General features: G+C 67.5%; 17 protein-coding genes. 11 read left to right on the top strand and 6 right to left on the bottom strand.

Features of this window, described 5'->3' with window-relative positions; translation table 11 throughout:
* Position 1: 1 nt before the first annotated feature.
* Genes eccCa through eccD form a run of 3 tightly spaced genes read right to left on the bottom strand, consistent with a single transcriptional unit; the run spans position 2 to position 6,883 of the window.
* A complete protein-coding gene (gene eccCa / locus ACIBK2_RS16480) occupies positions 2-4,033 on the bottom strand; it encodes a type VII secretion protein EccCa (RefSeq protein ID WP_396967990.1) in 4,032 nt (1,343 codons plus the stop codon).
* Positions 4,030-5,442, bottom strand: coding sequence for a type VII secretion-associated serine protease mycosin (gene mycP / locus ACIBK2_RS16475; RefSeq protein WP_396967988.1), 1,413 nt, complete (start codon positions 5,440-5,442; stop codon positions 4,030-4,032). The genes eccCa and mycP overlap by 4 nt, the downstream gene beginning before the upstream one ends.
* Positions 5,435-6,883 (bottom strand): type VII secretion integral membrane protein EccD, encoded by a 1,449-nt coding sequence (gene eccD / locus ACIBK2_RS16470; protein WP_396967986.1) that lies wholly within the window; start codon positions 6,881-6,883, stop codon positions 5,435-5,437. The genes mycP and eccD overlap by 8 nt, the downstream gene beginning before the upstream one ends.
* Positions 6,884-7,114: 231 nt before the next feature.
* Here eccD and eccA point away from each other — a divergent pair, with 231 nt between their 5' ends.
* Together eccA and ACIBK2_RS16460 are read left to right on the top strand one after the other, a co-directional pair.
* Positions 7,115-8,932, top strand: coding sequence for a type VII secretion AAA-ATPase EccA (gene eccA / locus ACIBK2_RS16465; protein ID WP_396967984.1), 1,818 nt, complete (start codon positions 7,115-7,117; stop codon positions 8,930-8,932).
* A 14-nt stretch (positions 8,933-8,946) separates the two neighbouring features.
* A complete protein-coding gene (locus ACIBK2_RS16460) occupies positions 8,947-10,218 on the top strand; it encodes a hypothetical protein (protein ID WP_396967982.1) in 1,272 nt (423 codons plus the stop codon).
* 62 nt (positions 10,219-10,280) lie between these two features.
* Here the strand turns inward: ACIBK2_RS16460 and ACIBK2_RS16455 are convergent, their stop codons facing one another.
* Complete coding sequence (locus ACIBK2_RS16455; protein ID WP_396967981.1) at positions 10,281-11,138, bottom strand: alpha/beta fold hydrolase; 858 nt, start codon at positions 11,136-11,138, stop codon at positions 10,281-10,283.
* Between the two features lie 212 nt (positions 11,139-11,350).
* Between ACIBK2_RS16455 and ACIBK2_RS16450 the strand changes: the two genes are divergently transcribed.
* The 9 genes from ACIBK2_RS16450 (at position 11,351) to ACIBK2_RS16410 (ending at position 21,857) form a co-directional block, all read left to right on the top strand.
* A complete protein-coding gene (locus tag ACIBK2_RS16450; protein WP_396967979.1) occupies positions 11,351-12,013 on the top strand; it encodes a hypothetical protein in 663 nt (220 codons plus the stop codon).
* The gene (asnB, locus tag ACIBK2_RS16445) at positions 12,001-13,833 is read left to right on the top strand and encodes an asparagine synthase (glutamine-hydrolyzing) (protein WP_396967977.1); all 1,833 of its coding nucleotides are present in this window, start codon (positions 12,001-12,003) and stop codon (positions 13,831-13,833) included. The genes ACIBK2_RS16450 and asnB overlap by 13 nt, the downstream gene beginning before the upstream one ends.
* 52 nt (positions 13,834-13,885) lie before the next feature.
* Positions 13,886-15,406, top strand: a complete 1,521-nt coding sequence (locus tag ACIBK2_RS16440; protein ID WP_396967975.1) for a 4-hydroxyphenylacetate 3-hydroxylase N-terminal domain-containing protein — start codon at positions 13,886-13,888, stop codon at positions 15,404-15,406.
* Positions 15,406-16,227, top strand: a complete 822-nt coding sequence (locus ACIBK2_RS16435) for a class I SAM-dependent methyltransferase (RefSeq protein ID WP_396967973.1) — start codon at positions 15,406-15,408, stop codon at positions 16,225-16,227. Before ACIBK2_RS16440 ends, ACIBK2_RS16435 begins: the two co-directional genes overlap by 1 nt.
* A gap of 117 nt (positions 16,228-16,344) precedes the next feature.
* A complete protein-coding gene (locus tag ACIBK2_RS16430; RefSeq protein WP_396967971.1) occupies positions 16,345-17,580 on the top strand; it encodes an MFS transporter in 1,236 nt (411 codons plus the stop codon).
* A complete protein-coding gene (locus ACIBK2_RS16425; RefSeq protein WP_396967969.1) occupies positions 17,577-18,797 on the top strand; it encodes an acyltransferase family protein in 1,221 nt (406 codons plus the stop codon). Before ACIBK2_RS16430 ends, ACIBK2_RS16425 begins: the two co-directional genes overlap by 4 nt.
* Entirely contained in the window at positions 18,760-19,692 is a 933-nt protein-coding gene (locus tag ACIBK2_RS16420) for an LLM class flavin-dependent oxidoreductase (protein WP_396967967.1), read from the top strand. Before ACIBK2_RS16425 ends, ACIBK2_RS16420 begins: the two co-directional genes overlap by 38 nt.
* Positions 19,693-19,714: 22 nt before the next feature.
* The gene (locus tag ACIBK2_RS16415; protein WP_396967965.1) at positions 19,715-20,560 is read left to right on the top strand and encodes an alpha/beta hydrolase fold domain-containing protein; all 846 of its coding nucleotides are present in this window, start codon (positions 19,715-19,717) and stop codon (positions 20,558-20,560) included.
* Between the two features lie 241 nt (positions 20,561-20,801).
* A complete protein-coding gene (locus ACIBK2_RS16410) occupies positions 20,802-21,857 on the top strand; it encodes a helix-turn-helix transcriptional regulator (RefSeq protein ID WP_396967963.1) in 1,056 nt (351 codons plus the stop codon).
* 8 nt (positions 21,858-21,865) lie between these two features.
* On the opposite strand, the gene ACIBK2_RS16405 is transcribed toward ACIBK2_RS16410, so the two are convergent.
* Positions 21,866-24,823, bottom strand: a complete 2,958-nt coding sequence (locus ACIBK2_RS16405; RefSeq protein WP_396967961.1) for a BTAD domain-containing putative transcriptional regulator — start codon at positions 24,821-24,823, stop codon at positions 21,866-21,868.
* 41 nt (positions 24,824-24,864) lie between these two features.
* Complete coding sequence (locus ACIBK2_RS16400) at positions 24,865-26,208, bottom strand: MFS transporter (RefSeq protein WP_396967959.1); 1,344 nt, start codon at positions 26,206-26,208, stop codon at positions 24,865-24,867.
* Positions 26,209-26,334: the final 126 nt, after the last annotated feature.

The following is a 26,334-nucleotide window of genomic DNA, read 5'->3' as shown; positions in this document are numbered from 1 at the left end:
CTCACACCGGCGGCAGGTAGCAGACCTGGATCAGCTCGCGACTTCGAGTGCGCGACACCAGCATTCCGCGCCCGGTGGGGTACTGCGCCGGCCGCACATCGCTGAGCAGCACGCCCTCGTCCTTGGGCGTGCTCATTAAAATGCCGTCCACCGACATGTCTTTCAGCGGACCGAGCACGCCGTCATAGAGTGCCCGCGCCGCACCACCCGCACGCCGGGCGATGATCACGTGCAGCCCGATGTCACGGGCCTGCGGGATCAGATCCATCAGTGGTAGCAGCGGATTGTTGGCGGCCACCATGTCGTAGTCGTCGACGATCACGTACACCTCCGGCCCGGTCCACCAATTCCGTTCGCGCAGCTGCGCGGGGGTGATGTCGGTACCGGGGAGGCGGGCGGAGACGAATCCCGCGACCTCTTTCAGCGTCGGGATCGAGGTCTGCGCGGAGGTCGAATACCCGGCCAGATGCGGGGTTTCGATCGCGCCGAGCATGGTGCGCCGGTAGTCGATGAGGATGATGCGGGCCTCGTCCGGACCACAATTCTCCACGATGCTCTGCGCGATGTTGCGCAGCAGCGTGGTCTTGCCGCAGCCGACGTCGGCGAAGATCATCAGATGCGGCTGTTCCGCGAAATCCAGGACCATCGGCTGTAATTCGGACTCGCTGAGTCCGATCAGCACCCGCTGGTTGTCCAGCACCAGGCCCTGCGCACGGGCTGTCGCCAGTACTTGCTCGCGCGGAAGTTCCAGTGGCAGCATCCGGACCGCGGGCGCGCGCCGTTCGCCGTAGAGCTCGGTCAGCGCCTCCTTGGCCGCGATGACCGCCTCGGACAACGTGTTCGGGTCGACGTCGGAATCCAGGCGGGGCAGGGCGAGCAGCATGTGTAGCTTGTCCGGGCTGAGCCCGCGGCCCGGTCGATTGATCGGAACCCCGACGGCCGCACGGCGATCCATCTCCGAGTCCGACGGATCACCGAGGCGTAGTTCGATCCGGGTGCCGATCTGATCCTTGACGGCGGGCCGGAACTCGGCCCAGCGGTTGGCACCGATGATCAGGTGGATGCCGTAGGACAGCCCGCGCGCGGCCAGCGCCTGCACCTGGGGTTCGATCAGCTCGAATTCCTCGCGGAACGCGGCCCAGCCATCGATCACCAGGAAGACGTCGCCGAACAGGTCCGCGGCGAGTGGATGTGCGGCGCGCTGGTCCTGCGGCAGTGCCGCCAGCCCGGACCGCAGTTTGCGGAAGTCACGCATGGATTCGATGCCCAGCTCCAGGAATCGGGCCTCGCGCTGGCGCAACAGGGTGCTGAGCTCGGCGACCGTGCGGCGCACCCGATCACTCTCGAGTCGGCCGGCGGCGGAGCCGACATGCGGCAGGCCGTTGAGCGCCGCGAGGGTGCCACCGCCGAAGTCGAGGCAGTAGAACTGCACCTGCTCGGGGGTGTGCGTGGCGGCAGCGGCCATGATGATGGTGCGCAGCGTGGTGGACTTACCCGACTGTGGTCCGCCGACGACCGCGACATTGCCCTGTGCGCCGGCCAGATCGATGGTGAAGACGTCGCGCTTCTGCTCATACGGCTTGTCCACGATGCCGATCGGCAGCCACAGCTTGCCGTGCACGTTTTCCGGCGAGCGCCAATCCGACTGCGGCAGCAGCATATCGACGGTGGGGGAGAGTTCGAGCGGCGGCAGCCACACCTCGTGCGCCGGACGGCCGTGGCCGACCAGCCGCTCGACCACGGTCTGCAACACGGAACGTTCGACCCCGCTCAGCGGCGTCTCGGCGAGCAGCTCGCTGAGGTCGGGCAGCGCCACCTCGACCACCGACGGCGTCTCCGTCGTGACCTCGGCGGTGCCGGCGGTGAACACATCGACGACGCCCATCGCGGGCGCGATCGGACCGCCGCCGGTCGGCCGGGTGGTCGGCGGCACGTAGGGGCCCGAAACGTAGGTCGCGTTGAACCGCAACGGATCCGAGGAGTCGCTCTTCAAGTATCCGGCGCCCGGTTGGCCGGGCAGATGGTAGGCGTCGGTGATGCCGAGTACCTGACGAGATTCACCGGCCGAGAAGGTGCGCAGGCCGATCCGGTACGACAGGTGCGAGTCCAACCCGCGCAGCCGGTTCTCCTCCAGTCGCTGCGAGGCCAGCAGCAGATGCACCCGCAGCGAGCGGCCCAACCGGCCGATCATCACGAACAGCTCGGCGAAATCCGGTTTCTGCGAGAGCAATTCGGAGAACTCATCGACGATCACGAACAGCGCGGGCAGCGGATCGAGCGGGGCGCCGTTGGCCCTGGCCTTCTCGTATTCGGTGACGTTGGCGAAGTTTCCGGCCGAGCGCAGCAGTTCCTGGCGGCGGTTCAGCTCGCCCGCCAGCGCGTCGCGCATTCGGTCCACCATCGAGAGTTCTTCCTCGAGGTTGGTGATGACGGCGGCCACGTGCGGCAGCGGATCGAGGCCGAGAAAGGTCGCGCCGCCTTTGAAGTCGACGAGCACCAGATTCAGCAGGTCGGGTGAATGAGTTGTCACCAGCGACAACACCAGCGTCCGCAGAAACTCGGACTTACCGGAACCCGTTGCGCCGATACATAATCCGTGCGGACCCATGCCGTTCTCGGCGGATTCCTTGATGTCGATCTCGACCGGTGTTCCGTCGGGGGTGACACCGATCGGCACCCGCAGCCGCTCGCGAAAAGACCGGGGCCGCCAGACCGTGTTCGGGTCGATGGCCGCCGCGTCCGAGATCCGCAGCAGTGCCATCAGACCAGGGTCACCACTGCCGCCGTCACCGAGATTGACGATCTGTGCGGTGGTGGCGATGCGGTAGCGGGACATGCCGCGCGAGAAGGTCGCGGCTACTGCCGAACTCACCAGATCCGGGTCGGCGAATTTCTCCACCGAACCACCGGTGCGGGCCCCGATCACCCCTTCCTCGACCACCAGCTGCAGCCCGCGGCGTACCGCGAGCCCGGTCTGCGGCGCGGTCAGGTCGAGCACGGTCACCGAGTCGAGGCCCGCGTCGCTGATGGTGCGCTCGGAGCCGCTGACATAACCGTCGTCGATCACCACCACCACATGCAACCGGCCCGCGGTCGGCGGCGCGTTGCGCAGGAACCGCCCACGCTCTAGCAGGTCCTCCGACAGCGCGGTCTCCAGCTCCGACAGCGATTCGTACAGCATGCGGGCCGTGCCGATGCGGTCGGCGTCGCGCGGATGTTGCAGGTGCGGAAGCCATTTCGTCCACGCCCAGGTATCGGACTCGGGGTCGGCGGTGACGATAGCGAACACCAGGTGGTCCGGGCCGTGGAAGGTGGCCAGCTCGAGCAGCATCGCGCGCACCAGCGTCCGGCCGTGCTCGCGGGGACCCTCGATATTGACCGCGGGAAACGCGCGCAGCGAGATCGCGGTCGGCAGCGCGTGCACCACCGAATGGGTGCGGACGAAACGGCGCAGCGCCACGGTGCCCACCGGTTCCAGGTCTTCGAGCGGGCCGGTCTCGGGCCTGCCGAGTTTGGTGGCGATGCGGTGGCTGCCGATGCCGATGCGCACGTGCCCGAAGTCGGGGTCGTTGGGTCGGCGCTCCCACATGCGCCGGGTGCCGATCAGCGCCTGCAGGTCGATCGGGTGCGGGTGACTCCAGGTCAGCGACTCACGTTGCAGCGCACCGGTATCGCGCACATCGCGGCGCAGCTGGTCCAGATAGCGGAAGTAGTCCTTGCGTTCCTCGTTGAGTTCGGCGGCCTTCTTGGTGCCGCCCTGTCCGCGTCCGGCCATCATGCCGACCATCGACATCAGCATCATCATCGGGAACATCATGGTCATCGGGTTGCTCAGCATGGCCTTGCCGCTCATGGTGACCATCAGCACCACCATGCCGACCATGGCGACCACCATCACCACCGGCATCAACCGCTGCCACAGCGGGCTCGGTATCGGTGCGGTGATCTCGGGCGGCGCGTTGAGCACCACCTCGCCGCCCGGCGCGCGCGGCGGTGCGATCCGAGCCACCCGGATGAAGCCCTGAGTAGTCATGACAGCTCCTCGGTCTCGTCGCCGGGGAAGGCGAGTTTTTTGTGTTGTTCCCGCCGGAACGGAATCGACAGAGCCTGCACCAGACCGAGCAGAGCCAGGCAGATCACGGCCCCGGCCTCGCCGATCCAGCGCGGCCAAGGGTTTTCGGGTACCGGCGGGATCGGCGCGGCGATCGGTATGCCGGCCGCTGGGTCGCCCGCGGTCCTTGGCGTCAGCACCGCGGTGAGCGCGGCGACGGGGTCGATCATGCCCGCCCCGATCCGGCTGTCGCGCCCGGTGCCCGGCCCGTGCGCGGTGGCCGTGATGCGGTTTGTCACCTCGGCCGCGGACAGTTGCGGGTAGCGGGCGCGGACCAGCGCGGCCAGACCGGCCACGTAGGCGCTGGCGAAGCTGGTCCCGTCGACCGGGGCAACCTGGCCGTTGGACTGCGGCGTGCCGTTGACCAGCCCGGTACCACCTGAGGTGCTGTCGAGCGACATGAGATTGCTGCCAGGCGCGGCGACCCCGACCCACGGTCCGTAAAGGGTGTACGGCGACGGTGATCCGTCGGCCTCGACCGCGGCGACCGTCAATACATAGGGGGCGAACCAGGCCGGGGCCGCGATGGTATTGACCGCATCCCAGCCCGCGGTGCCGTTCTGGTCCTTGCATGCCCCCTGGGACTCCAGGTTGCCCGCTGCGGCAACGACGACGACATCGTGGTCGTTGGCGTATTTCACAGCGGCGCCGAGCATTCCGTCCACCGGGTCGGTGCCGACCGGGCGACAGGACACCTCCGAGATGTTGATGACGGTGGCGTGCAGGTCGACCGCGTGCACCACCGCGTCGGCGAGGGTGGCAACCGTCCCGAAGCCGCCGGCCGACATCCCGCCGGGATGGTCTGTGCCGTAACTGTTCTTGGGTTCGTAGGCCAGGCTGGTCTGGCGGATCGACAGGATCGTCGCCTGCGGAGCCACGCCCGAGAAGCCGTCGCTGCCGTCCGGCGCCGGGTGCGCGGCGATGAGTCCGGCGACCAGCGTGCCGTGCCCGTCGCAATCGACCGTGCCATTGGAATCGGCGACGTAATCGCCACCAGGGACCACGTTCAGGCGAGGGTGCGGATTGACGCCGGTATCGATCACGGCCACGGTTTGCCCGTCGCCCCTGCTGAATTTCCAGGCCGCTTCGAGTCCGAGCGCCTTCTGCACGGCGGGTGTCCCGACCGGCGGGGGACCGGTCCAGATCGGATGCGAGCAGAGCAGTCGCTGCTGTGCGGGTTCCGGCGGCGCCACCGGGGCGTTCGTGACCAGCGCACCCGGATCCACCTCGGGCGGGGCCACGGCCTGCGCCGTGCCGATCGGCGCGAGCGCCAAGCCCAGCGCCAGCCCGGCCGCGCAGCCCCGCAGCACCGCGCGCCGGGGCTCAGCCATGGCGCGCGAGGGAGTAGATGTCGAGTATCCAGAAGGCCAGCGGGCCGATCGTGCAGATCATCAGGTATTCCAGTAGCTCACCCGCGCGCTGCACGACGGGCGACACCTCCAGGTGCGGGCCCGCCACGCCGATCAGCACGGCCAGCACCGCGAACACCACCAGCGCGCCCGCCGCGGGGAGCGTCGCGTCCGATATCCGCAGACCCACCACCACCGCCGGTACCACCAGGCCGGCGCAGCCGCCGAGCACCAGGGTCGAGGCCTGGGTCAGGTCGGCGAATCCGCGCCCGCGCCTGGCCAATACGATCCCGACCGCACCGGCCAGCGCCACCGCGTTCCAGTGCGTCGCGGTCACCACCGTCGTGATCGTCGCGCTTACGGTGACCGCCACGATCGCGATGATCATGCCGGATTGGTACTGGTTCGCCAGCCGGGAACGCAGGCCGAGCCCGGCCGCCGACGGGATCGACGTCGCGCCGATCGCGCCGATGCCTTCGATATTCGGGCGTGGCTCGTGGTCTCGCGGATCGATCGCGCCACCGGCCGTCGGTACCGGCGGCACCGGCAGCCGGGCCGCCGCCACCGCGATGCGCGGCGCCAGCGTGATGCCGATCAGTGCGACCACGATGACCGCCGCCGCGGCCTTCGACGGTGCCACGTGCCACACCGTCACCGCGCCCGCGGTGCCCGTGCCGAACACCGCCAGGCTGATCACCGCCGAGAACATCGTCTGGCCCGCACCGACAATCCGCAGCGCGATCACCGCGAGCAACAAGGTGACCGCGCTGCTCAGCAGCAGATGCGGGGCGCCGAGTGAACCAGGCACCAGCACGGCCGCGCCGCTGCCCGCCAGCAACAGCCCGCACAGTGACAGCCCGGTGGCCGCTGCCGCCGCGCCGTAGATCCGGGCGACGAGCGTGGCGGCGACCAGCGTCAGCAGTCCGACCACCAGGCCGCTCACACCCGCCACGATGCCCGAGCCGCGCATCGCCGAGACCAGGAGCAGCAGGCATACCCCGACGCTGGCGGCGAGGGCGGCCGCCATGCCCGCCCGCCCGGACGAACTGGATGTCCAACCGCGGAAAGAACTTTCGGTCAACCGGGCAACGGCATCGATGACATCGTCGAACAGCGCGGGCGATTCGGCCGAGTCCACCGCCCGCAGCACCAGCAGTTCACCGTCGAAGACTTCCGCGTCGGTCAACGTGCGCGCGGGATCGATCGCGCTGTGGCCCAACCGCGCCAGCGTCCAATGTTGGGCCGCCAGCGGGCCGCCGTCGTCGTGCTCGGACAGGTCCGGATTGCGGGATGCGATGAGCTCCACCACATCCGGGATGAAATTGGCGATCGCGACCGCCGTGGGCAACACCACGTCCACCTGGGTATTTCCGCCTATCACGGAAACACGGCACCGCTGCGGCTCGATAGCCGTCGACTCCATCACCTAAACGACTCCCGAAGTTCCTGGTCTCGATCTTCGGCAAGGTATCAATCGGCCGATGGCGTGGCACCCGTGGCGAACAGAGTTCGCCTCGTCGTAACCGCGCCGCGGAGACGACATGCGGAAACCCCGGTCACGCCCTCGGGAGTATGTGAACGGTCCGTGAATGTCCGGTAGGCGCGGTTTGTTCCGAGGCGACCGGTGCGGGCGATGGCCGCTACATTGCCGGGCATGTCAGCCAACCGGCAAGCGCAACAGATCTTCGACGCGGGCGTGCTGTCGTTGGGTGTCATGGTCGACGGCCGACAGGCCGCGAAGGATCTCGACTACGCCAAAGCCGCCTTCCGCCGTGCCACCGAACTCGATCCGGGCATGTGCGATGCCTGGCTGGGCCGGGTCACCGCCGGTGAGGTGACTCCCGATGTGCTGCAACGGCTTTACGAGACCTCGTCGACCTCGCTGCTGCGCGAGCAGCGGCGCCTCGGGTTGCCGCCGCGACAACTGTCGGGCCGGTTCCAGATCGGTCAGTACATCGACTATCCGATCGCCAGCCTGACCGAGATCTGGCTCGCCCAGGCGATGCGATTGATCGACGACAAGCGTTTCGGCGATGCCGAGCAACTCCTGGACGAGCTCGCGGCCCGACGCCGCAAGATCGTCGATGATCCCGACCGGGTGGTCGACGATCAGGTGTGTGCCTATACCCGCGCCGTCCTGCACTTCATCACGCAGCGCTGGCCGGACGTGATGTCGGTGCTGGTCGGTTCCGCGGAGTGGCAGGACACCTACATGGCCGCGGGTGCGCACGTCATGGTCGGCACCGCGTGCGCGCACCTCGGATTGTTCGGCGAGGCGACCCGGCGCTTGGAGATGGCCGAGCGCGGTCCCATTCCGGCCGCGCGCATCGCGGCCATGTACTGCCGCGGCCTGTGCGTGCGCGAGCAGGGCAACGAGGACGAGGCGCGCGCACTACTGGAGACCGTCTACACCCAGGTCCCCGATTTCGCGGCCGTCGCGCAGGCGATGCACGACCCCAAGTTCCGCATCGTGGTCACCACCAAGGAACAGCTCGAATCCCGGGTCGACCGTTGGGATCCGGCGTCGGCGCCGTCACTGGAAGAGGCCGCCCAGGAGCAGCAACAGCACAGGGCCGAGGGGATCCTGGCCGTCGCCCGCGCGGAACTGCAGGCGCAGATCGGCCTCGGCGCGGTGAAGGTCCAGGTCGCCAAGCTGCAATCCTCGGCGACACTGGCGCAGATCCGGGCCGAGAAGGGCCTCACCAGCATGCCGCGCGGTCAGCATCTGGCCTTCACCGGCCCGCCGGGAACGGGTAAAACCACCATCGCCCGGGTGGTGGCCAAGATCTATTGCGGCTTGGGCCTGCTCAAAACCGACAAGGTCGTGGAAACCAAACGCTCCGATTTCGTGGGCCAGCACCTCGGCTCCACCGCCATCAAAACCAACAAGCTGATCGACTCGGCAATGGACGGTGTGCTTTTCGTCGACGAGGCATACACGCTGATCCAGACCGGACTGTCCGGTGGTGATGCCTTCGGTCGTGAAGCGGTCGACACCCTGCTCGCCAGGATGGAGAACGATCGCGACCGGCTGGTGGTGATCATCGCGGGCTACGACGGCGAGATCGACCGATTCCTGGCCAGCAACGACGGTTTGGCGTCCCGCTTCTCGAAAAGGGTCAAATTCGACTCGTATTCGCCGACGGAACTGTGCGACATCGGCACATTCATTGCGGGCAAGCGTGATTCGACCATCTCCGACGACGCGATCGAGCTCCTGCGCTCGGCGTGCACGGAGCTGTACAACGCCGAGCGCACCGATCAGAGTGGCCTGCCGCGGCGCGGCGTCGACATCGCGGGCAACGGCCGATTCATCCGTAATATCGTCGAAACCGCCGAGGAGGAGCGGGAGTACCGGCTCGCCATGGACGACACGCTGGATCTGCGGGCATTGGACCAGGAGACGCTGATGCGGATCGAGGCGGCCGACATGCGCCAGGCGCTCGACAGCGTCCTGGCCACATTGACCTAGCGGGCATCGAACTGATGGCAACGGAACCCGTCATCCTTGTCACCTTCGCGGGGCGACGGGACCGGATGGAGCTGCTCGCCGGCTATGTGGGCGAGGCGATTCGGCGCGGTCTGATCGACGAATGGCATGTCTGGGACTTTTCCCGGAACGACGACGACGGCCGCTGGCTGGCATCGCGTTTCCCGATCGTCGGCCGCACCGCGGACGATCCGCTGTATTCCGCTGCGGGCGAGCTTGTTCCGGACTCGCCGTGGCGCGGCCGGGTGCGTGCGGCCAATGATGTTCACATCGGGCTCGCACCTCAGGACGAGGATGCGCCGGCTTACGAGCTGGTCATCGGTGGATGGAGTAATCAACGAACCGTGCTTCGACAGGTGCGCGCCGGCGAACTGTTTCTGCACGAGCACGAGTCGCGTACTGATCGTCCGCCGCCGGTCGCCGATCGCTACACGCCAGGCATTCTGTCGCAGAATGTATTTCGCGATCTGGAGGTATCGGTCGGAGCGTCGGGCCTTGCGCTCAGCGTGGACGGGAACACGGTGCTGGCAGATGTCGGCGGCATCGGTGCGTACTGCGTCTACGTGAAGACCGGGTACGGCTCCGACGGCGAATGGCGTTTTCCCGATCTGGCGGCGACGGAGTACCGGTACCGGACCGCCGTCGGTGGCCAGGGTTGGGCCGAGTTCTACCGGTTCTACTCGGTCCGGGCCGAATACTATGCCGATGCCGTCTTCTTGAAATGCGATGACGATGTCGTCTACCTGCAGCTCGATCAGCTAGCGGAATTCATCCGATTCCGGCGGCAGGAACCGAACTTCTTTCTCGTCAGCGCCAACGTCGTCAACAACGGTGTGTGCGCCTATTACCAGCAGCAGTCCGGCGCGATACCGCACGACCTGATGCGGCTGGAGTTGCCTGCGCAGGGATTCGGCGGAACCCTCTGGGCGAGCGGCACATTGGCGTCGATACTGCACCATCACTTCCTGGATGACCAGCGACCGTTCGAGGAAGTGCCGCGAGCGCCGATCCCGTGGCAGGATCGTCTGTCGATCAACTTCATCTCCTGGCTCGGCACGGACCTGTCGTACATGTCCGCCGTGGACGATGACGAACATCTGCTGTCCGTGGTGATCCCCGGTTACCTCGGCCGCCCGAACTGCATTTTCCCCGGATTCCTGGTCAGCCACCTCTCCTTTTTCCCCCAGGTCGCCCTGCTCGACCACCATGCCCTGCTGGCGCGATACCGGATCCTCGCCAAGGAGAACGGTCTTCCCGACGAGGGCTGAGCCGTGCTCGCGGTATCACCGCGGCAGCATGGGTATGGGTGCTCGCTGGGGCGACGGCAGATTCATCTGAAGAATGCCGCTAATTCTTCGGCGGTTTCGGCTGGTGATTCCTCGGGAAGGAAGTGGCCGCAGTCGAGTGCGCGGCCGTGCACGTTATCTGCCCATAAGCGCCATATGTCGAGGACATTGTAATGATGGTGCAGGTGTGAACGCTTACCCCAAAGAGTCAATAGTGGCGAGGTGATCCGGTGTCCGGCGGCGCGGTCGGCTTCATCATGGCGGACATCTGAATCGACCATTGCGCGATAGTCTTCACACATGGCGTGGACAGTTTCCGGGTCGGCTACCGCGCGCCGATAGATTTCCAGGGCGCTCGGCTCGAAAAGGTTGGCGTGTTTGCCGAAATAGAATGTCTCCGGGTCTGTGGCGATGAAATTTTCCGGAAGCGGCGCGGGCTGGCTGAGGAAGAACCAGCGCCACAGTGCATGAGCCAACTGCGCGTTCATTCCCGCCAGCGCGTCCAGGGTCGGTACCACGTCCAACACCGCGAGGCGCTCCACCCGCCCAGGGTGATCCAATGCCAGCCGGTAGGCGCAGCGACCACCCCGGTCGTGTCCCGCGACCGAAAACCGCTGGTACCCGAGCAATGTCATCAGTTGTGCCTGATCGTCGGCCATCGCGCGTTTCGTGTACGGCGCGTGGTCGGGAGTCGTCGGCGGCTTTCCGCTGTCTCCGTAGCCGCGCAGATCGCTGGCGATGACGGTGAATTCCTCTGCCAATCGCGGTGCGACCGCGTGCCACATCACGTGCGTCTGGGGAAAACCGTGCAGCAATAGCAATGGTGGTCCGGTGCCGCCATGTACGCCGTGGATCCGCACGCCGGAGACATCGAAATCGAACGCTGTAAAGCCGGTGAACACCTCTGCAGTGTAGCGCCGGGCCCGCCGGTGGCGAACAATTTTATCCTGTTACCTGTACTAGATAGTGTATTTATCAGGGTATATCGGATTGGCATTGACCGAAGTCAGCGCCATTTCTATTGTTGGGCTTGGCCGCGAAGGCCGAGGGGGCGTCGAGTTTCGATGATGATACGACACCATTATTAGGGGCAAACCCGGTATAGGGGGGATCCATGGCAGGGCATTCCGTGACGATGAGCCAGATCGAGAGGTCGGCACTCTGGAAACAGCGGGTCTTCGAGGCAGCGGCGGGCATGACGCGGTACCTCACCGAGCACCACGGTGGTCGAGACCACGGTGACTGGCTTCGGTTGTGCGCACAGATGTTCGCTGATCTGCCCGACGATGCGGACTCCGCCGGGTGGCAGCGGATCTTCTTCCGGGCACAGGCCCTGATGGAGCGGTTTCTGGTGACCAGGTACGGACACGGTGAACTCAAAGGGTGGGCGGACGCGAACGCCGAGGTCCACCGATATGTCGAGCGGGACAACGGCAATGGTGCGCTCGACCCGGCGCTGCGCATTGCCCGCCAGGCAGAGCTCTACTCGTCCGAGTACCGAGTGCCGGACGCCGGCTCGGATCGTGCCACGATCGAGATCGATCGCTGCGGCATCTGGGACTACCGGGAGCGGGCCCGCGCGCGCGGCGTGCCGATCACGCTCGATTCCCCGTGCGAGTACTGCACCCATGCGATCGGCGCGAACGTGGCTGCGAAGGGTTTCCAGTCGCGGTACACGTTGATCGACGGCGCCAACGGTCACGGATGCCGGTGGGAGATCACCGCCCGGACCGGTGCGCACACGATATCCGCGGATGAGAGCTCATGTGCGGAATAGTCGGCTGGATCGATTACGGGCGTGATCTGCGCACCCACGCAGCCACGGTCCGTGCCATGACGCACACCATGATTCGGCGCGGTCCCGATGCCGGCGGCGTGTGGCTGTCCGAGCGGGCCGCGTTCGGACATCGTCGGCTGGCGGTCATCGATGTCGACCGTGGCACGCAGCCGATGGTCGTTCGCGACGAGGACGGCAGCGTGCGGGCGGCGATCACCTACAACGGCGAGGTGTACAACTTCCGCGAGCTCCGCGCGGAACTCACCGCGCTCGGGCACCGCTTCGCTACCCACTCGGACACCGAGGTCGTGTTGCGTGCGCATCTGGAGTGGGGCGCGGGGGCAGCGGAGCGCCTGAACGGTATGTACGCCTACGCCATCTGGGACGCGCGCACCGAAGAGGTGCTGCTGGTTCGCGACAGGCTCGGCGTCAAACCGCTGTACTACGCACCGGCGGCCGGGCGGCTGTTGTTCGGATCCGAGCCGAAGGCGGTGCTGGCCAATCCCTTGTTCCGCGCCGAGCTCGACGCCGAAGGGATAGCCGAACTGTTCGCGGTGCCGACCGCGCCGACCCCGGGGCACGCGCTCTATCGGGGACTGTACGAGGTTCGTCCCGGCCACCTGGTTCGGTTCTCGCGGGCGGGGCTGCACTCGGCTCGCTATTGGGAACTGCGGTCGGCCGACCATCGTGACCCGCCGGAGGAGACGGTGGCGCACGTCCGCGATCTGCTCGCCGATGCCGTAGGTCGTCAGCTGATCAGTGACGTTCCGCTGGGTTTGCTGCTGTCGGGTGGTCTGGATTCCAGTGCGCTCACCGCACTTGCCGTCGCGCCGGGCGCCGCTGCGACGGACAAGATCTCGACCTTTTCCGTGGGTTTCCCCGCGCACGAGTCACCCGAGCAACTCGGCGCGTGGAACGTGGCCGACGACGAGCCCTACATCCGGGAAGTCGTCGCCGAACTCGGTACGGCCCACACCTCGGTCGCCGTGACCGGTACCGGGCTGCTGGCGCATCGCGGTGCCGGACTGGCGGCCCGCGACCGGCCCGGCTGGGGTGAACCGGACACGTCGCTGCACCTACTGTTTCGTGGTGTCCGCGAACAGGTTACGGTCGCCCTGTCCGGTGACGTCGCCGACGAAGTGTTCGGCGGCTATCCGTACTTTCACGGTTCCGGTGGTCCGCTGGACGAATTCCCGTGGTCGCGGCACAAGAGCTCGCCCGCGGAGCTACTTCGCGACGACGTCGCAGACCTGGTGCGCCCGCGCGAGTACGCGCGCGAACGCCTGCGCGCGGCCCTCGCCGAGGTGCCGCTGCTGCCCGGGGAGCACGCATTCGACCGGCGGATGCGCGAAATCTCCTATCTGGCCCTGACGCGTTGGCTGCCGGCCCTGCTGGATCGGACGGATCGAATGAGCATGGCCGCCGGTCTCGAGGTGCGCGTGCCGTTCGCCGACCATCGCCTCGTCGAATACCTGTGGAACGTCCCCTGGCGGCTCAAGGCCGAGGGCGGCACACCGAAGGCGCTGTTGCGCATGGCGCTGTCCGGACTGCTACCGGACCTGGTACTGAACCGTCCGAAGAGCGGCTATCCGGCCAGCTCGGCCCCGGCCTACCGGCGCGCGGTGCGCGACGAGGTCGAGGAACTGTTGCGCCGGGACGCCCCGGTGTTCCAGCTCGTCGATCGGGCCAAGGTCCGGCGCTTGCTGGACGACGGTGCGGTGTTACCCGGGCCGCGCGCCGCGCCGCACCCTACGGGGGGCCTGGAATTCCTTGTGGCCGTTAACTCCTGGTTGAGCACCTATCAGGTGCGGATCACGTGAGCGGCAGATTACCGCGCGTCGAGCACGCGCCGATCCCAGAGGACGAATGCGCATGACCGATACCGAGTACTTCGAACCGCGCGCGGCGGACCGCTCCGGCGGGATCGATGGCGCGCCGCCGCTGGCGGTGGATGTCGCACCGTTAGGTGCGCTGACGGGAGACCGTTACCTGGCGTCACTGGACGACGGGCGCGCCGTGTGGTTGGACGGTCGGCAGATCGACAGTGTCGCGGAACATCCGGCCTTCGCTCGATCGGTCGCCGAGCTCGCGCGGCTGCTCGACCTGCAGCACGATCCGGAATACCGCGAAACACTGACCGTCGAGGATCCCGCGACGGGTCTGCGCATCGGTCGCGGTTACCACCCGCCGCACACCCTGGATGATCTGCGTGCCGCGCGGCGCGGCGCGGCGGTGTGGATGCGCGAGTCGTGGGGACAACATGGCAGGGCGCCCGCGTTCATGGCGTCGATTGCCTTGGGGCTGTATGACTTTCGGCATCGGCTGGAGAGCAATCGCGCCGGTTTCGGCGCGCACGCCGCCGCCTGGTATCACTATGCCGCACATCGAGACCTGCTGCTCACCCATGCCCTGGGCGACCCGCAGATCGACCGGAGCGCCGACGTGGTCGACCATCCCGACCACGCACTCAGGATCATCAGCGAAGACGCGAGCGGCATTGTCGTGCGCGGGGCGAAACAGCTGGCCACCCTCGCGCCCTTCGCCCATGAAGTGCTGGTCTACCTTTCCGCGTCGTTCGCCCAGCGTGGCACCGAACAGTTCGTCGTCTGGTTCGCACTGCCGATCAACGCGCCGGGGTTACACATCCTGTGCCGGGAACCGTTCGGCACCAGCGGGCACGGCCACCCCCGCCCCTTCGCCTCCCGGTTCGACGAGCAGGATGCGATGCTGTTCTTCGACGAGGTGCAGGTCCCGTGGGAGCGGGTCTTTCTCCTGCACGACGGTGCGCTGGCTCGTGAGGGGCTCGGCCGGGTCACCGCATGGAGTCAGTACATCGGCCAGATCCGCTATCAGGAACGGCTGCGCACGCTACTCGGTGTCGGCACCCTGATCGCCGAAGCCATCGGCGTCGACCAGTTCCGCAACATCCAGGAGGAGCTGGGCGAGCTCGCCGGCTATGTCGAGATCCTGGACCATTTCCTGGCGGCGGGCGAGGCAGGCGCAGGCCGTACGGACAGCGGCCTGCTGGCGCCGGGGCCAACGCCCGCCGCGGCGATCTGGGCGGCCGAAGTCTCCGGCCGCGCCGTGGACATCGTTCGGCGGATCGGTCAGTCCGGCACCCTGATGCAACCGACCGAAAACGACCTCGCCAATCCCACGCTGCGCACCTTTCTCGACCGCTACATGCACGGCAAAGACATCGGGGCCGCCGAGAAGTCGCGCCTGTTCCGCCTGGCCTGGGAGCTGACCTCGGACAGTTTCGGCCAGCGCCAGCACCTGTACGAGTCCGTGCACCGCGGCGACCTCGCCCGCAATCGCATCAACCTGCTCCGCGGGCACGACCAGACCGCGGTCCGGGAACGTATCCAGCAGCTGATTTCGCGACCGCTCTGATGAGCAGCGAAAGTGCCGCATCCGACCTCGTGACCCAGGCGGAGAACCTGGCCGACTATGACGAGGTCAGCCGATTGCGCCAAGCCGAGGACATCGACTGGGTGCTCGCCATGGCACCGCGGGCCCCGCGACGAATCGCCGACCTGGGCTGTGGCACCGGCTTACTGCTCGCGACCGCGCTGGACAAATGGCCGGTCGAACGCGCACTCGGCATCGACGGCTTGCCCGCGCGGGTGCGGGAATCCAGCGCGCGGTTGGGTGCGCGTGCCGCGGTGGAGCTGGCCGACCTGCGCGAATTGCCCGATCGCGCCGAGACTTTCGATCTGGTCACGATGACGTCGGTGCTGCACTGGCTGTATCCCGACGAGGACCGCGTATCGGCGTGGATAGCAGCGCATCTCGCACCGGACGGCGCATTTCTCGTCACTACCCACCATCCCGATATCGACAGTTCGGGGCGCGGGGGCGAGGACACGATCGCCGCCGAGTCCCTCGCCCTGATCGGAGCCGCACCGGAGCTGCTCGATCGAGTGATCCCGATGGGCGCACGAGCGCGACCGGTCGACGACGTACGCGCGATCCTGAACCGGAGGCTCGTCATCGATGCCGTCGAGGACCGCCGGGTATCGGTGCGGGTAGTCGATGCCGAGCAGTACCGCCGCTTCCATATCGCCACTTTCGGAACGTATTTCAGCCGGGTCGTGCCGGATCGCCAAGCGGATTATTTCCGGGCCGTCGGCGCGGTCGCCGCTCGCCGGATGGCCGAATATGGCGAGGTCTACCGGATTTCCGTGCGTGCCTGGCGTGCCGTCCCACGGTGAGCTCGTCGGCCCCCTCTCAGGGGGTGTGTGCCACTCACAGCATGAACGGAGAACTTGTTGGCGTCCGCGAAGCCCATTACAACCAACCTATTCGATCGCGAAACTAAAGGGAATCGCATGTCTCGCACCGCCGAACGCGCAATCGCGCCACCGTCCCAGGTGGCGTGGGCCCGATATTGCGGCGTCTATCTACTGCTGTTCCTGATCGGCACCGAAACATTCCTCATTTCCCCGCTGCTGCCGACGATCGCCTCGTCCGTGCGGGTCGGCACGGCCGCGGCGGCGAGCGCCGTGACCGCCTACACCATCGTCTACGCGCTCACCGCGCCTTTCCTGGGTGCGGTCTCCGATCGCTTCGGCCGCAGGCCCACCATCCTCATCGGCGCCGTGCTGTTCCTGCTCGGTAACGTCATGGCCGCTCTGGCCGGGAATCTCGGTGTTCTCGTGCTCGGCCGGGTGGTCGGTGCGCTGGGCGCCGGATTCGCCGGACCGTCGATTTGGGCGCACCTGGCCGAGACTTCCGGCGAGGCGGTCCGCGGTCGCGCGATCGGCCTCGGCATGGCCCTGTTCGCCGCGGGACAGGTGCTCGGCGTCCCCGCGGGTGGCTTCCTGGCCGGCTGGGGCGGCTGGCACGCGCCGTTCTGGGTACTGGCCGCGCTGACCGTGCTGGCACTTCCGTTGCTGCACAGCCAGACTCGTACGCCGGACCGTCGATTCGAGCGGCGACCGCTGCGGCTCGGGGCGGTGTTCGTGATCTGGCGCGACCAGACGGCGCGGCGCGCGCTGGTCGTGGTGCTGCTGCTGCAAGCCGCCAGTCTCGGGGCATACACCTTCCTCGGCGCGGTGCTGCACGACCGTTTCGACCTGTCGGTCGGCGCGCTCGGCGTGCTCGGCGTGCTGGTCGGGATCGGGAGTGCGCTCGGATCGCTGTTCGCCGGGCGGATCGGCGACCGGGCCCGGCGGCACGGTCGCGACGACGCAGGGTGGATTCCGGTCTGGGCCGTCGTGCTCGGCGTTTCGGCGGTGCTCGCGGCCTGGGCGGCGCCCTTGGTCCTGGTGGCCGCGGTGGTGCTGGTGTGGTTCGTCGCCAGTGGCGCCTTCGTCACGAACGTGCAGACCTTGCTGCTGACCACGCGCCCTGATCTCGCCGCCACCGCCAGTTCGTGGAACAGCGCGACCCTGTACGCGGGTGCCGCGATCGGCGTTGCCGCAGTAGGGGCGTTCGCGAACGCGGCCGTCGGCATCGCGCTGGTCGGCGGCGGACTGGCCCTGCTGTCCGCACTGACCGCGCTGCCGTTGGCGGGCCGGACCCGGTCGGCCGAAACCCGGACCAAGGCTGGTGAGGATTCATGACTGCCGTTTCGCCACTGACGATTCCGGCGGGCGAGCCGCTGGCCTCGAGCGCCGACGGAGCGACTTTCGACGCGCCCGCGTTGACCGGGATGCGCGCGATCGCCGCCTTCATGGTGATGGCGCTGCACGTGGGGATCTACACCGGGCAGGTGGCCTCCAGCTGGCTGGGGATCGGGCAGGGCGGCCCGCTCGGGGTCGTGCTGGCGCGCTGCACGGTGGCGGTGCCGGTGTTCTTCGTCCTGTCCGGGTTTCTGCTGTATCGGCCCTACGCCGCCGCCGGACTGGCGGGGCGCGGACGCCCGGCCACCCTCCGGTATCTGGGGCATCGAGCGCTGCGCATCCTGCCCCCGTATTGGATCGCCGCACTGGCGGCGCTGCTGCTGTTCGCGCCGGTGCACCCGTGGGAGACCCTGCGCGCGCTGTTGTTGCTGCACATCTACGGGCAGGGGGGCATCCCGACCGGGATCACGCAGACCTGGAGCCTGGCGACCGAGGTCGCGTTCTACCTGGTACTGCCGCTCATTGCTGTTGTGCTGCACCCACTCCTGCGCCGGCCCGCCATGGCCTTCGCCGCCCTGGGGGTGTTGGAGGTTGTCACGATCGTGTCGGTGGTGGCCACGCACGTGCCGTCGGCGGGCGCCTATCCGCAGGCCAACTTCTGGCTGCCGGAATATCTCGGCTACTTCGCTGCCGGTATGGCGCTGGCGGTGGTGTCCGCGTCCGGCGCCCGGTTCGCCGCGCTGGCCCGATATCCGTGGGCCGGATGGGTGGTGGCGCTGGTCGGATACGTGCTGCTGTCGAGCCCGATCACCGGCAGCACCAGTTTCTATCCCACCGTCGGCCAAGCGCTGCTGGAGCACGTGCTCAATATGGTGGTCGCGGTCGCGCTGGTGGCACCGTTGCTGGCCGCGCCGCAGCGGGGGCCGGCTCGGCCGCTGTCCCGGGGCATTCCCGCCTGGTTCGGCCGGATCTCCTACGGCCTGTTCCTGTGGCACATGGTGGTGGTCGAAAGCTGGTTCCGGCTCACCGAAACCGGGCCGGGCACGGTGTCTTTCGCCGTGTTGTTCCCCCTCACCGTCGCTGTCACGACGGTACTCGCCTGGCTGTCCTACATTTTGATCGAAAGGCCCGCGCGTCGATTGCGCCGCGCGTTCCCGAGCACCAGGAGGAAGACTGCCGATGGCATTGCCGAAACAACCGCTTCGCTGGGGCGTTAACCTCCCGCTGCCCGCGATGAAGATGTGCGAACAACGGGAAACGGTGCAGGCACTGCCCGATCTGGGATATACCGACGTGTGGACGGGCGAGGGCGGGGTGATCGACGCGTTCACCCCCTTGGCCGCCGCCGCGGCGTGGCAGCCCCGGCTCCGCGTCGGCGTCGGCGTCGTTCCCGCGCAGACCCGCGGCCCCGGCGTGCTCGCCCAAACCGCCGCCGGATTGGCCGAATTCGCGGCAGGCGGTGTGGTGCTCGGCGTCGGCTCCTCGGTCCCCGACCATGTGACCGCGCTCAACGGCCTTCCGCACGGCGCACCCCTGGAGACGGTCGGGCGCACGGTCGACGCGGTCCGGCCGCTGCTCGCCGAGTGCGGCGCGAAGATGATCGTGGGGGCCTTGCGGCCGCGGATGCTGCGGCTGGCCTACGAGAAGGCCGACGGTGCGATCCTCAATCTGCTCACCGATGATGATGTGCCGGAGGTGATTTCGGCCGCGGGCGGACCGCATCCAGATCGAGAAACGGTGGTGAAGCTGTTCGTCTGCCCCACCACCGACGCGGCCGCGGCGCGGCAGGCTGGCCGCGGCTTCCTCGGCTGGATCCTCAATCAGAAGCCCTACCACGCGTTCCACGTCTGGCGCGGGCGCGAGCAGGCGCTGCACGACTCCTACCAGCTTTTCACCGCGGGCGACCGGCCCCGCGCCGCACTCGCATTGCCGGACGAGCTGATCGATCAGCTGTGGCTGCACGGCAGTCCCGCCGAACTGCGCGAACGCATTGCCCGCTACCTCCATCCAGGTGTTACCACGGTGGTGCTGTGCATCGGCGTCACTCCCGAACTGGCCGCCGAGCCGAGCAAGCTGCGTCCACTGCTGGCCGAGCTGCGTTCGGGTGATTGATCGACAAGGACACCGAGACGGCATGCGGCGCAGAACGATCGATCCCGCACAGGCATGGTCACTGGCGGCCAGCGGGCGCGCGCCATTGGCCGTCGGCACGGTGCTCAGCGCGACCGGCCTCGGCGGCCGGCCTACCCAATGTGTCCGTCCCGCCACCGGTGGACACGCCGGCACCATCCTGCACCTGCACGGCGGCGGATACCGGACCGGATCGCCCATGACCTCGCAGGGCTTGGCGTCCTACCTCGCGGCCGGCGCCGATATGGAAGTCCTGCTGCCCACCTACCGGCTCTCCGGCGAGCAGCCGTTCCCGGCCGCGGTCGCCGACGCACTCGCGGCATACGCCGCGCTGCTCGACCGCGGCGTTGCGCCGGAGCGGATCGCGGTACTCGGTGAATCCTCCGGCGGTGGACTCGCTGTGGCGGCGGTACTCGCTGCGCGCGATATCGAGTTGCCCGCGCCCGCCGCGATCGTCGGGCTGTCCCCGTGGTACGACCTCACCGTCGTCGCCGCCGCATACGAGCGCTGCCACGGCACGGACACGATGCTCAACGCCGCGTCGGTGCGCGATTCGGTAGATCGCTATCTTGCCGGAGCGGATCCGCGGCACCCGCTGGCCTCCCCGCTGTTCGCCGCCGACGAAGCGCTCGCCTGGCTGCCGCCGATGTTGATCCACTCCAGCGCCCGTGAAGTGCTCGCCGACGACGCCACCCGCTTCGCCGAACGAATGAGCGCCGTCGGCGGTCAGGTACGACACCGCATCTGGGACGACACGGATCATCTCTGGCATATCGCCGTTCCCGGCTTACCGGCCGCCGTGGACGCCGTGCGCGACGTCACCGAGTTCCTTCGCGCCCAGCTCGGCTGACTGTCGAGGTTGACAACACTTGTCGACTAGGTGCTGAATTATTGTGTCGTACAGCCAATTTCGCAGGCGCTGTGGTCGGCTGATCGAAGCGGGTACGGTGATCTTTTGATACACTTGCCGCGTTCCCGGTAGCGCGTTGTGGGAGCGGCCGCCGGGCTGACAAGGGGATTCTCGATGCGCACCGGTTAGGTCGATGGCTGAGTGTCAGGGCTCCTCGCCGACCGATCGAAGGGGCCGACTGTTGCGTAGCGATCATGGAGCCGCGAGGTTTGTTGCGCCCAAGGATTCTGCCAATCCCAAAGAGCTGAGCGCGTTTCTGCGTGCGCACCGCGAACAGCGACAGCCCGAGGATGTCGGTCTGCCCAACACCGGTCGACGCCGTACTCCCGGCCTGCGTCGCGAGGAGGTCGCTGCCCTGGCCGGCGTCGGCGTGGCGTGGTACACCTGGCTGGAACAGGGCCGAGTCGTGGCATCCAAGAAGGTGCTGGAATCGGTCGCGCAGATTCTGGGTCTGGACGTGCCGGCTCGCCGTCATTTGCTCGCGTTGGCCGGGTACCTACCGCCCGCGCTGGAGCAGACCGATCACCAAGCGGTCGCGCGGCGCACGCAGTGTCTGCTGGACTCCTGGGAGACCAGTCCCGCGGTGCTGCTGGACTCCCGGTTCGACATCACCGCGTGGAATCGAGCGTATGCGGCAGTATGGTCCGACCCCGGGCACATCGCCCCGGCCCGCCGCAATTTCATGTGGTGTGTCGCCGGGGATCCGGCGATCCGCGCCAATGTCATTGAGTGGAATGACCTCGCCCGCGCCGTCCTCGCGCAATTCCGCACCCAGACGGCACGGCATGACGACGCTCGCACCCAAGAGATATACGCGGTACTCCGCGCCGATTTTCCGGAGCTCACCACCTGGTGGGAGTGCCAGGCCATCGACGATCTGACCGCCCGCGAGGTGGTCGTAGCCGTCGGCCCGCACGATCGACTCCGGCTGATGTTCTCCGCCTTCCGGCCGGTCGACGACCCCGATGCGCTGGTACTCGTCCAGGCACCGGCCACCCTGGCCGATCGATCGACGGTGGCCAGCTTGGTCCTCGACTTCACTCAGCGGCAGGGCGAGGAAATCGAATCCAGCATCATCAACCTGGCCACCGTCGGCGCGGGCAATTCGGCGGGACTGCTTCGACTTCCGTCCACCGATGCCCGGCGACGTCGTCCCGTGGGAACGGGCGCGGTGCCCTCGACCGGAGGTATCCGAGTCCTGGGTTCGGAAACCGATCTGGGTGCGGCTCGTTCGTAGGAACGAGGTCACGACAGTACTGTTCGGTGCGCTTTCCGCTCGGATTCCCTGATGATGTGCTGCCAGTTTCGGTGGCAGTCCTCCTCGAGCGCGTTCCCGGTGGCCAGGTGAATCTGCAGCGCCTCGTCGATCCGGTCCGACGAGATCGAGAGCCGCTGTACCGCGAGATTCGCGACGGCGAGAATACCAAGGGCTTTCCCCTGCAGTAACCGGAAATCGTGCGCGACAGTCAGATTCGTCGCCAGCACGGCGTGCTCCAGCGCTCCTTCCCGATCGTCGAGATGCCGGTGCGCCGCGGAAAGACAGATGTGCGCCTGCGTGGACGTCAGCTGATCACCGATCGACTCCGAAATATCCAGCGCGCGAGTGTGATAAGCCATGGCCTCGGGGAGCTGTGCGGGGATGCCGCCGAGCACTGCCTCGACCTGGAGCGCCTCGCCGAGCGCGCTCGACGCCATGGCCATCGTGCCGGAGTCGTCGCCGCGCGCCGCCAGGGCCTCGGCTTTGCGGGCCTGGGCCACCGCTTGCCCGCTGTGCCGTTGTCCTCGATAGATGGCCGACAATCCGCACCGCGCGCGGGCCTCCGCGTCTGTCGAGCCGATCAGCTGACTGATCTGTACCCCGCGACGGAGCTGCGCGAAAGCCTGGTCGGACTTTCCGGAGTACAGCAGGATCATCGCGAGCGCGTACAGATCCTCGGGGTCGTCGAGCTCGGACCCCAGCGTCCGCTTGAGCGTGATCGCCGACATCGCGTGACCGAGCGATTCCGGAAGACGCCCGATGTGCTCCCGCCCTGCGGCGAGATTGCTTGCGGTGAAGGCTTTCGCCTTGAAATCCTGGCGCAGGCGGACGGTGTCGAGCGCCTCGCGCAGCAGTGCCGTGCCCTCGCCCGCTTTGCCGATACGTTGCAAGTACAGGGCGCGTGCGTTGAGGGCGTAGACATCGGAGGTGGTCGCGGGCTCGCCCCGCGGAAGGCTACGCCGGTGCCCGACGTCGCCCGAGCCGAGCGTGGGGCCGATGGCCATGACGATTCGTCTGCCCAGGCTGTGCAAACCGTTCTGCGCGGCGACGCTCACCGCGATGGCCAGGTTGTCCTGTTCGATCGTGGCGTTGCCCGCGGACAGAAACCACTCGAGCAGACGTTCGATGGCCCGGCGCCGCTCGTCGCGCCCCTCGGCATCGGCGACGCGATCGGCCGCGTACAGCTGAATCAGCCGGCCGGCCTGGAAGCGCCCCGCGACGGTTTCGCGCAGCAGCCCGAACACGGTCAGCTCGTCGAGCACGGCGGCGGTCGGGATGTCGTTGCCGGTCAACGCCTCCAGCGCGCCAAGGGTGAAATCCAGCCCGGGCAGCAGACCGATCAGCCGCAGCACGCGCTGTGCGTCCTTCGACATGGCGAAGTACGCGAAATCGAGCGCGGCGATCAGCGCCGACTTGTCCCTGGCACCCATGCGTAACGTGGATCGCGCACTGCCCCGGCCCAATTGGCTGACGAATTCGTCGATACCGAGCAGCGGCCTGCCCATCAGATACGCGGCACCCACGCGCAGGGCCAGCGGTAGCCGCGCACAGATCTCGACAAGACGATCGACTGCCGCGCTCTCGGCGGACACGCGTCGTTCGCCGAGGATCGATGTCAGCAGCTCGCGTGCCTCCGGCAACGACAATTCGCTGAGATGCACCGGGTGGGCGCTGTGATGCACCACGAGATCCGGTAGGTAGGTCGGACCGACGATGACCACCGCGGACCCGGCGGTGCCCGGAATCGCGTCCCGGACGGCCTCTGCGGACAGCACGTCGTCGAAGACGAGCAGTACCCGCCGGTCGGCCGTCCGCGCGCGCAGCATGGCGCTGCGGGCGTCGATGCCGGGGGGCAGGAGGCTTCTGCTGACGCCGGAGGCCTGCAGCAGTTCGGCGAGTACATCGGCCGGACGCTTGCCCTGCCGTGCCGGTCCGGACAACCGGATGTACCACTGCCCGTCCGGGAACTGTTTGCGAAGGCGATGCGCGACGCGGACCGCCAGGGACGTTTTACCCACCCCCGGCGGACCGTCGATCGAGACGAGCGGAATCCCGGATGCGCCAACGGCCGCGGTGAGTTGGCCTGCGATCGTGGCCACCGTTTCGGCCCGGCCGACGAAGTCCGGGATATCGGCGGGCAGTCCGCACGTGGCGGTCCAGCCGATCGACGGCGGTTGTTCGACCGGGCCGGTGGCGAGGATGGATCGATGCAGGGCCGACAGTTCGGCCGACGGTGCGGTGCCGAGCTCCTGATCGAGCACGCGCGACACCGTGCGGTAGACCTCGAGCGCCTCGGCCTGCTGGCCGCACCGGCAGTGGGCGATCATCAGGAAGTACCACAGCCGTTCGCGCAGCGGATGGCGCGCGACGTCGGCCCGCAGCTCGGGTATCGATCGCCGGTGATTGCCGAGCTCGAGCTGTACCTCGTAGCGACGTTCGATGACTTCCAGTTTCAATTCGAGCAAATAGGGAACTATGTCCCGGTGCAGCGATTCCGACGCCACATCCGCGAAAACCTCACCGCGCCAGACCTGCAACGCCGCGGACAGGGCCGCCGCCTCCGCGGCCAGATCGCCGTCGGTACGAGCCCGGGTAGCCTCGGCTCTGGCTTGGCGGAACTCGGAGATATCGCTCTGCTCCGGCTCGAGGCCGAGGACGTAGCCACGGGCTCTGGTCTCGATCAGCTGCGGTCGATCGCTGGGCGTGGCTTTCCCGAGCAGCTTCCGAAGCCGGGACATGTGGATCTGAATGGACGCGCGGGCGTCTGCGGGCGGATGTTCCCCCCAGAGATGTTCGGCCAACTCGTCCACTGTCACCAGTTGATTGGCTTGCAGCACCAACGAGGCCAGTAGGGCGCGCTGTCTGGGAGCACCTACGGTTACGGGTTCCCCACCGACGACGGCCGCTACTGGTCCGAGAATGCCGAACCACGTGGCAGGTCGCACCTGAGCGATCATACGCCAATCATCCTATGATACAGGGCATCTCACTCCCGTGCGGGATGCTGAGCTGCGGTATGTCCTGGTATTCCGGTTCGAATCGGTGCGAACCGGTGAGCTGGTTCTTTTTCCGTCGAGCCGAGCCGAGCGGTCCGGTGGGCGGTGATCGCGGTGATCACCAGCAGGACTGCCAGGTAGGCGGCGAACAGACCCGAGTGGCGCCCCGCGAGATGTTGCAGCCAGGGGGCGGTCCCGCCGAAGACGCTGACGGTGAGCGTATACGGAATGGCCTGTCCGGTGGCCCGGATGTGTGTTCGGAACAGTCCGGACAGCATCCCGGGCAGGACCGCGCACATCGCGGACAGGCACACCGTGGCGATCAGTAGCGAACCCACGAATCGGATCGTGGTGGCGTTGGTGAGCAGTAGTGCGAGCGGAAATCCCGCGACGGCGAACAGTCCGGCACTGGTGGCCATCACCGTGCGGGCCCCGATCCGGTCGGCGAGCAGGCCGAACATCGGCAGCGTGCTGGCGAAGAGGATGGTCGCCGCGCCGCTGGCGGCCAGGGCCGTCATTTTCGACAGGCCGAGCGTGGCGGTGGCGTAGCTGGTGGTAGCGGTGCCCCAGACGTAGAGGGCGCTGGTGACCCCTGCGGTCAGGCCAACGACGGCAAGCATCGGCCGGAGGAGGGTGGTCGGGGCCCTGACCCGTCGCCGCCCGGCGCGGGTGCCCGGAGCAGTGAACGACAGGCTCTCGCGCAGTTGCATGCGCAACAGCAGGACCGCCAGCCCACCGACGCCGCCGATGAAAAACGGGATGCGCCAGCTCAACCCAGACGTGAGCGGGAGCGGAAACAGCTGCAACGACAGCATCGCGAGTCCGGTCGCACCGAGCGTTCCCATCGAGCCGGAGAAGTACATGGCGCTCGACCACAGATTGCGCCGGTTGTCCGGTGCCAGTTCGGCCAGATAGGTCTGTGCCACCGGAAGTTCGCCGCCCGCGGCGAATCCGATGAGCAGGCGCCAGCACACCAGCGCGACCGGAGCGAGGAATCCGATCGCATCGGCGGTGGGGGTGAGCGCGATGCCGAGGCTGCCCGCCGCCGCCGCGGCGATCGCCCACAGCATCGATAATCGCCGCCCTCGGGTGTCGGCGAGCCGCCCGAAGACGATGCCGCCGATCGGCCTGGCCAGGAAGCCGAGCGCGAAGACACCCCAGCCTTGCAGCAGCGGATCGTGGTTGCCGCTACCGAAGAAGGCCGGTGCGAACTGATTGATCAGCAGGCCGTAGAGCACCCAGTCGTAGTTCTCCAGCATGACACCCGCACCGACAGCAACCAGCGAGCGAGTGGACGAGCGCGTATCCGCAGATTGCGGCTCTGTGCGTCGCATGCTTCGAATATTCCACACGCCGCTTCCGGTGTCCCTCTAATCCTCCGTGAATTGTTTTGTGCCCCTATAAGTTTGGTCTATCGCGGGGTGGATTCGGTTGGGCCGCACGGACGAAAGCGATCTGAA

It is taken from the genome of Nocardia sp. NPDC050175, assembly GCF_044459885.1.
Classification (GTDB): Bacteria; Actinomycetota; Actinomycetes; order Mycobacteriales; family Mycobacteriaceae; genus Nocardia.
The sequence above is the reverse complement of the archived record's forward strand: the minus strand, read 5'-3'. Positions and strand labels throughout refer to the sequence as shown.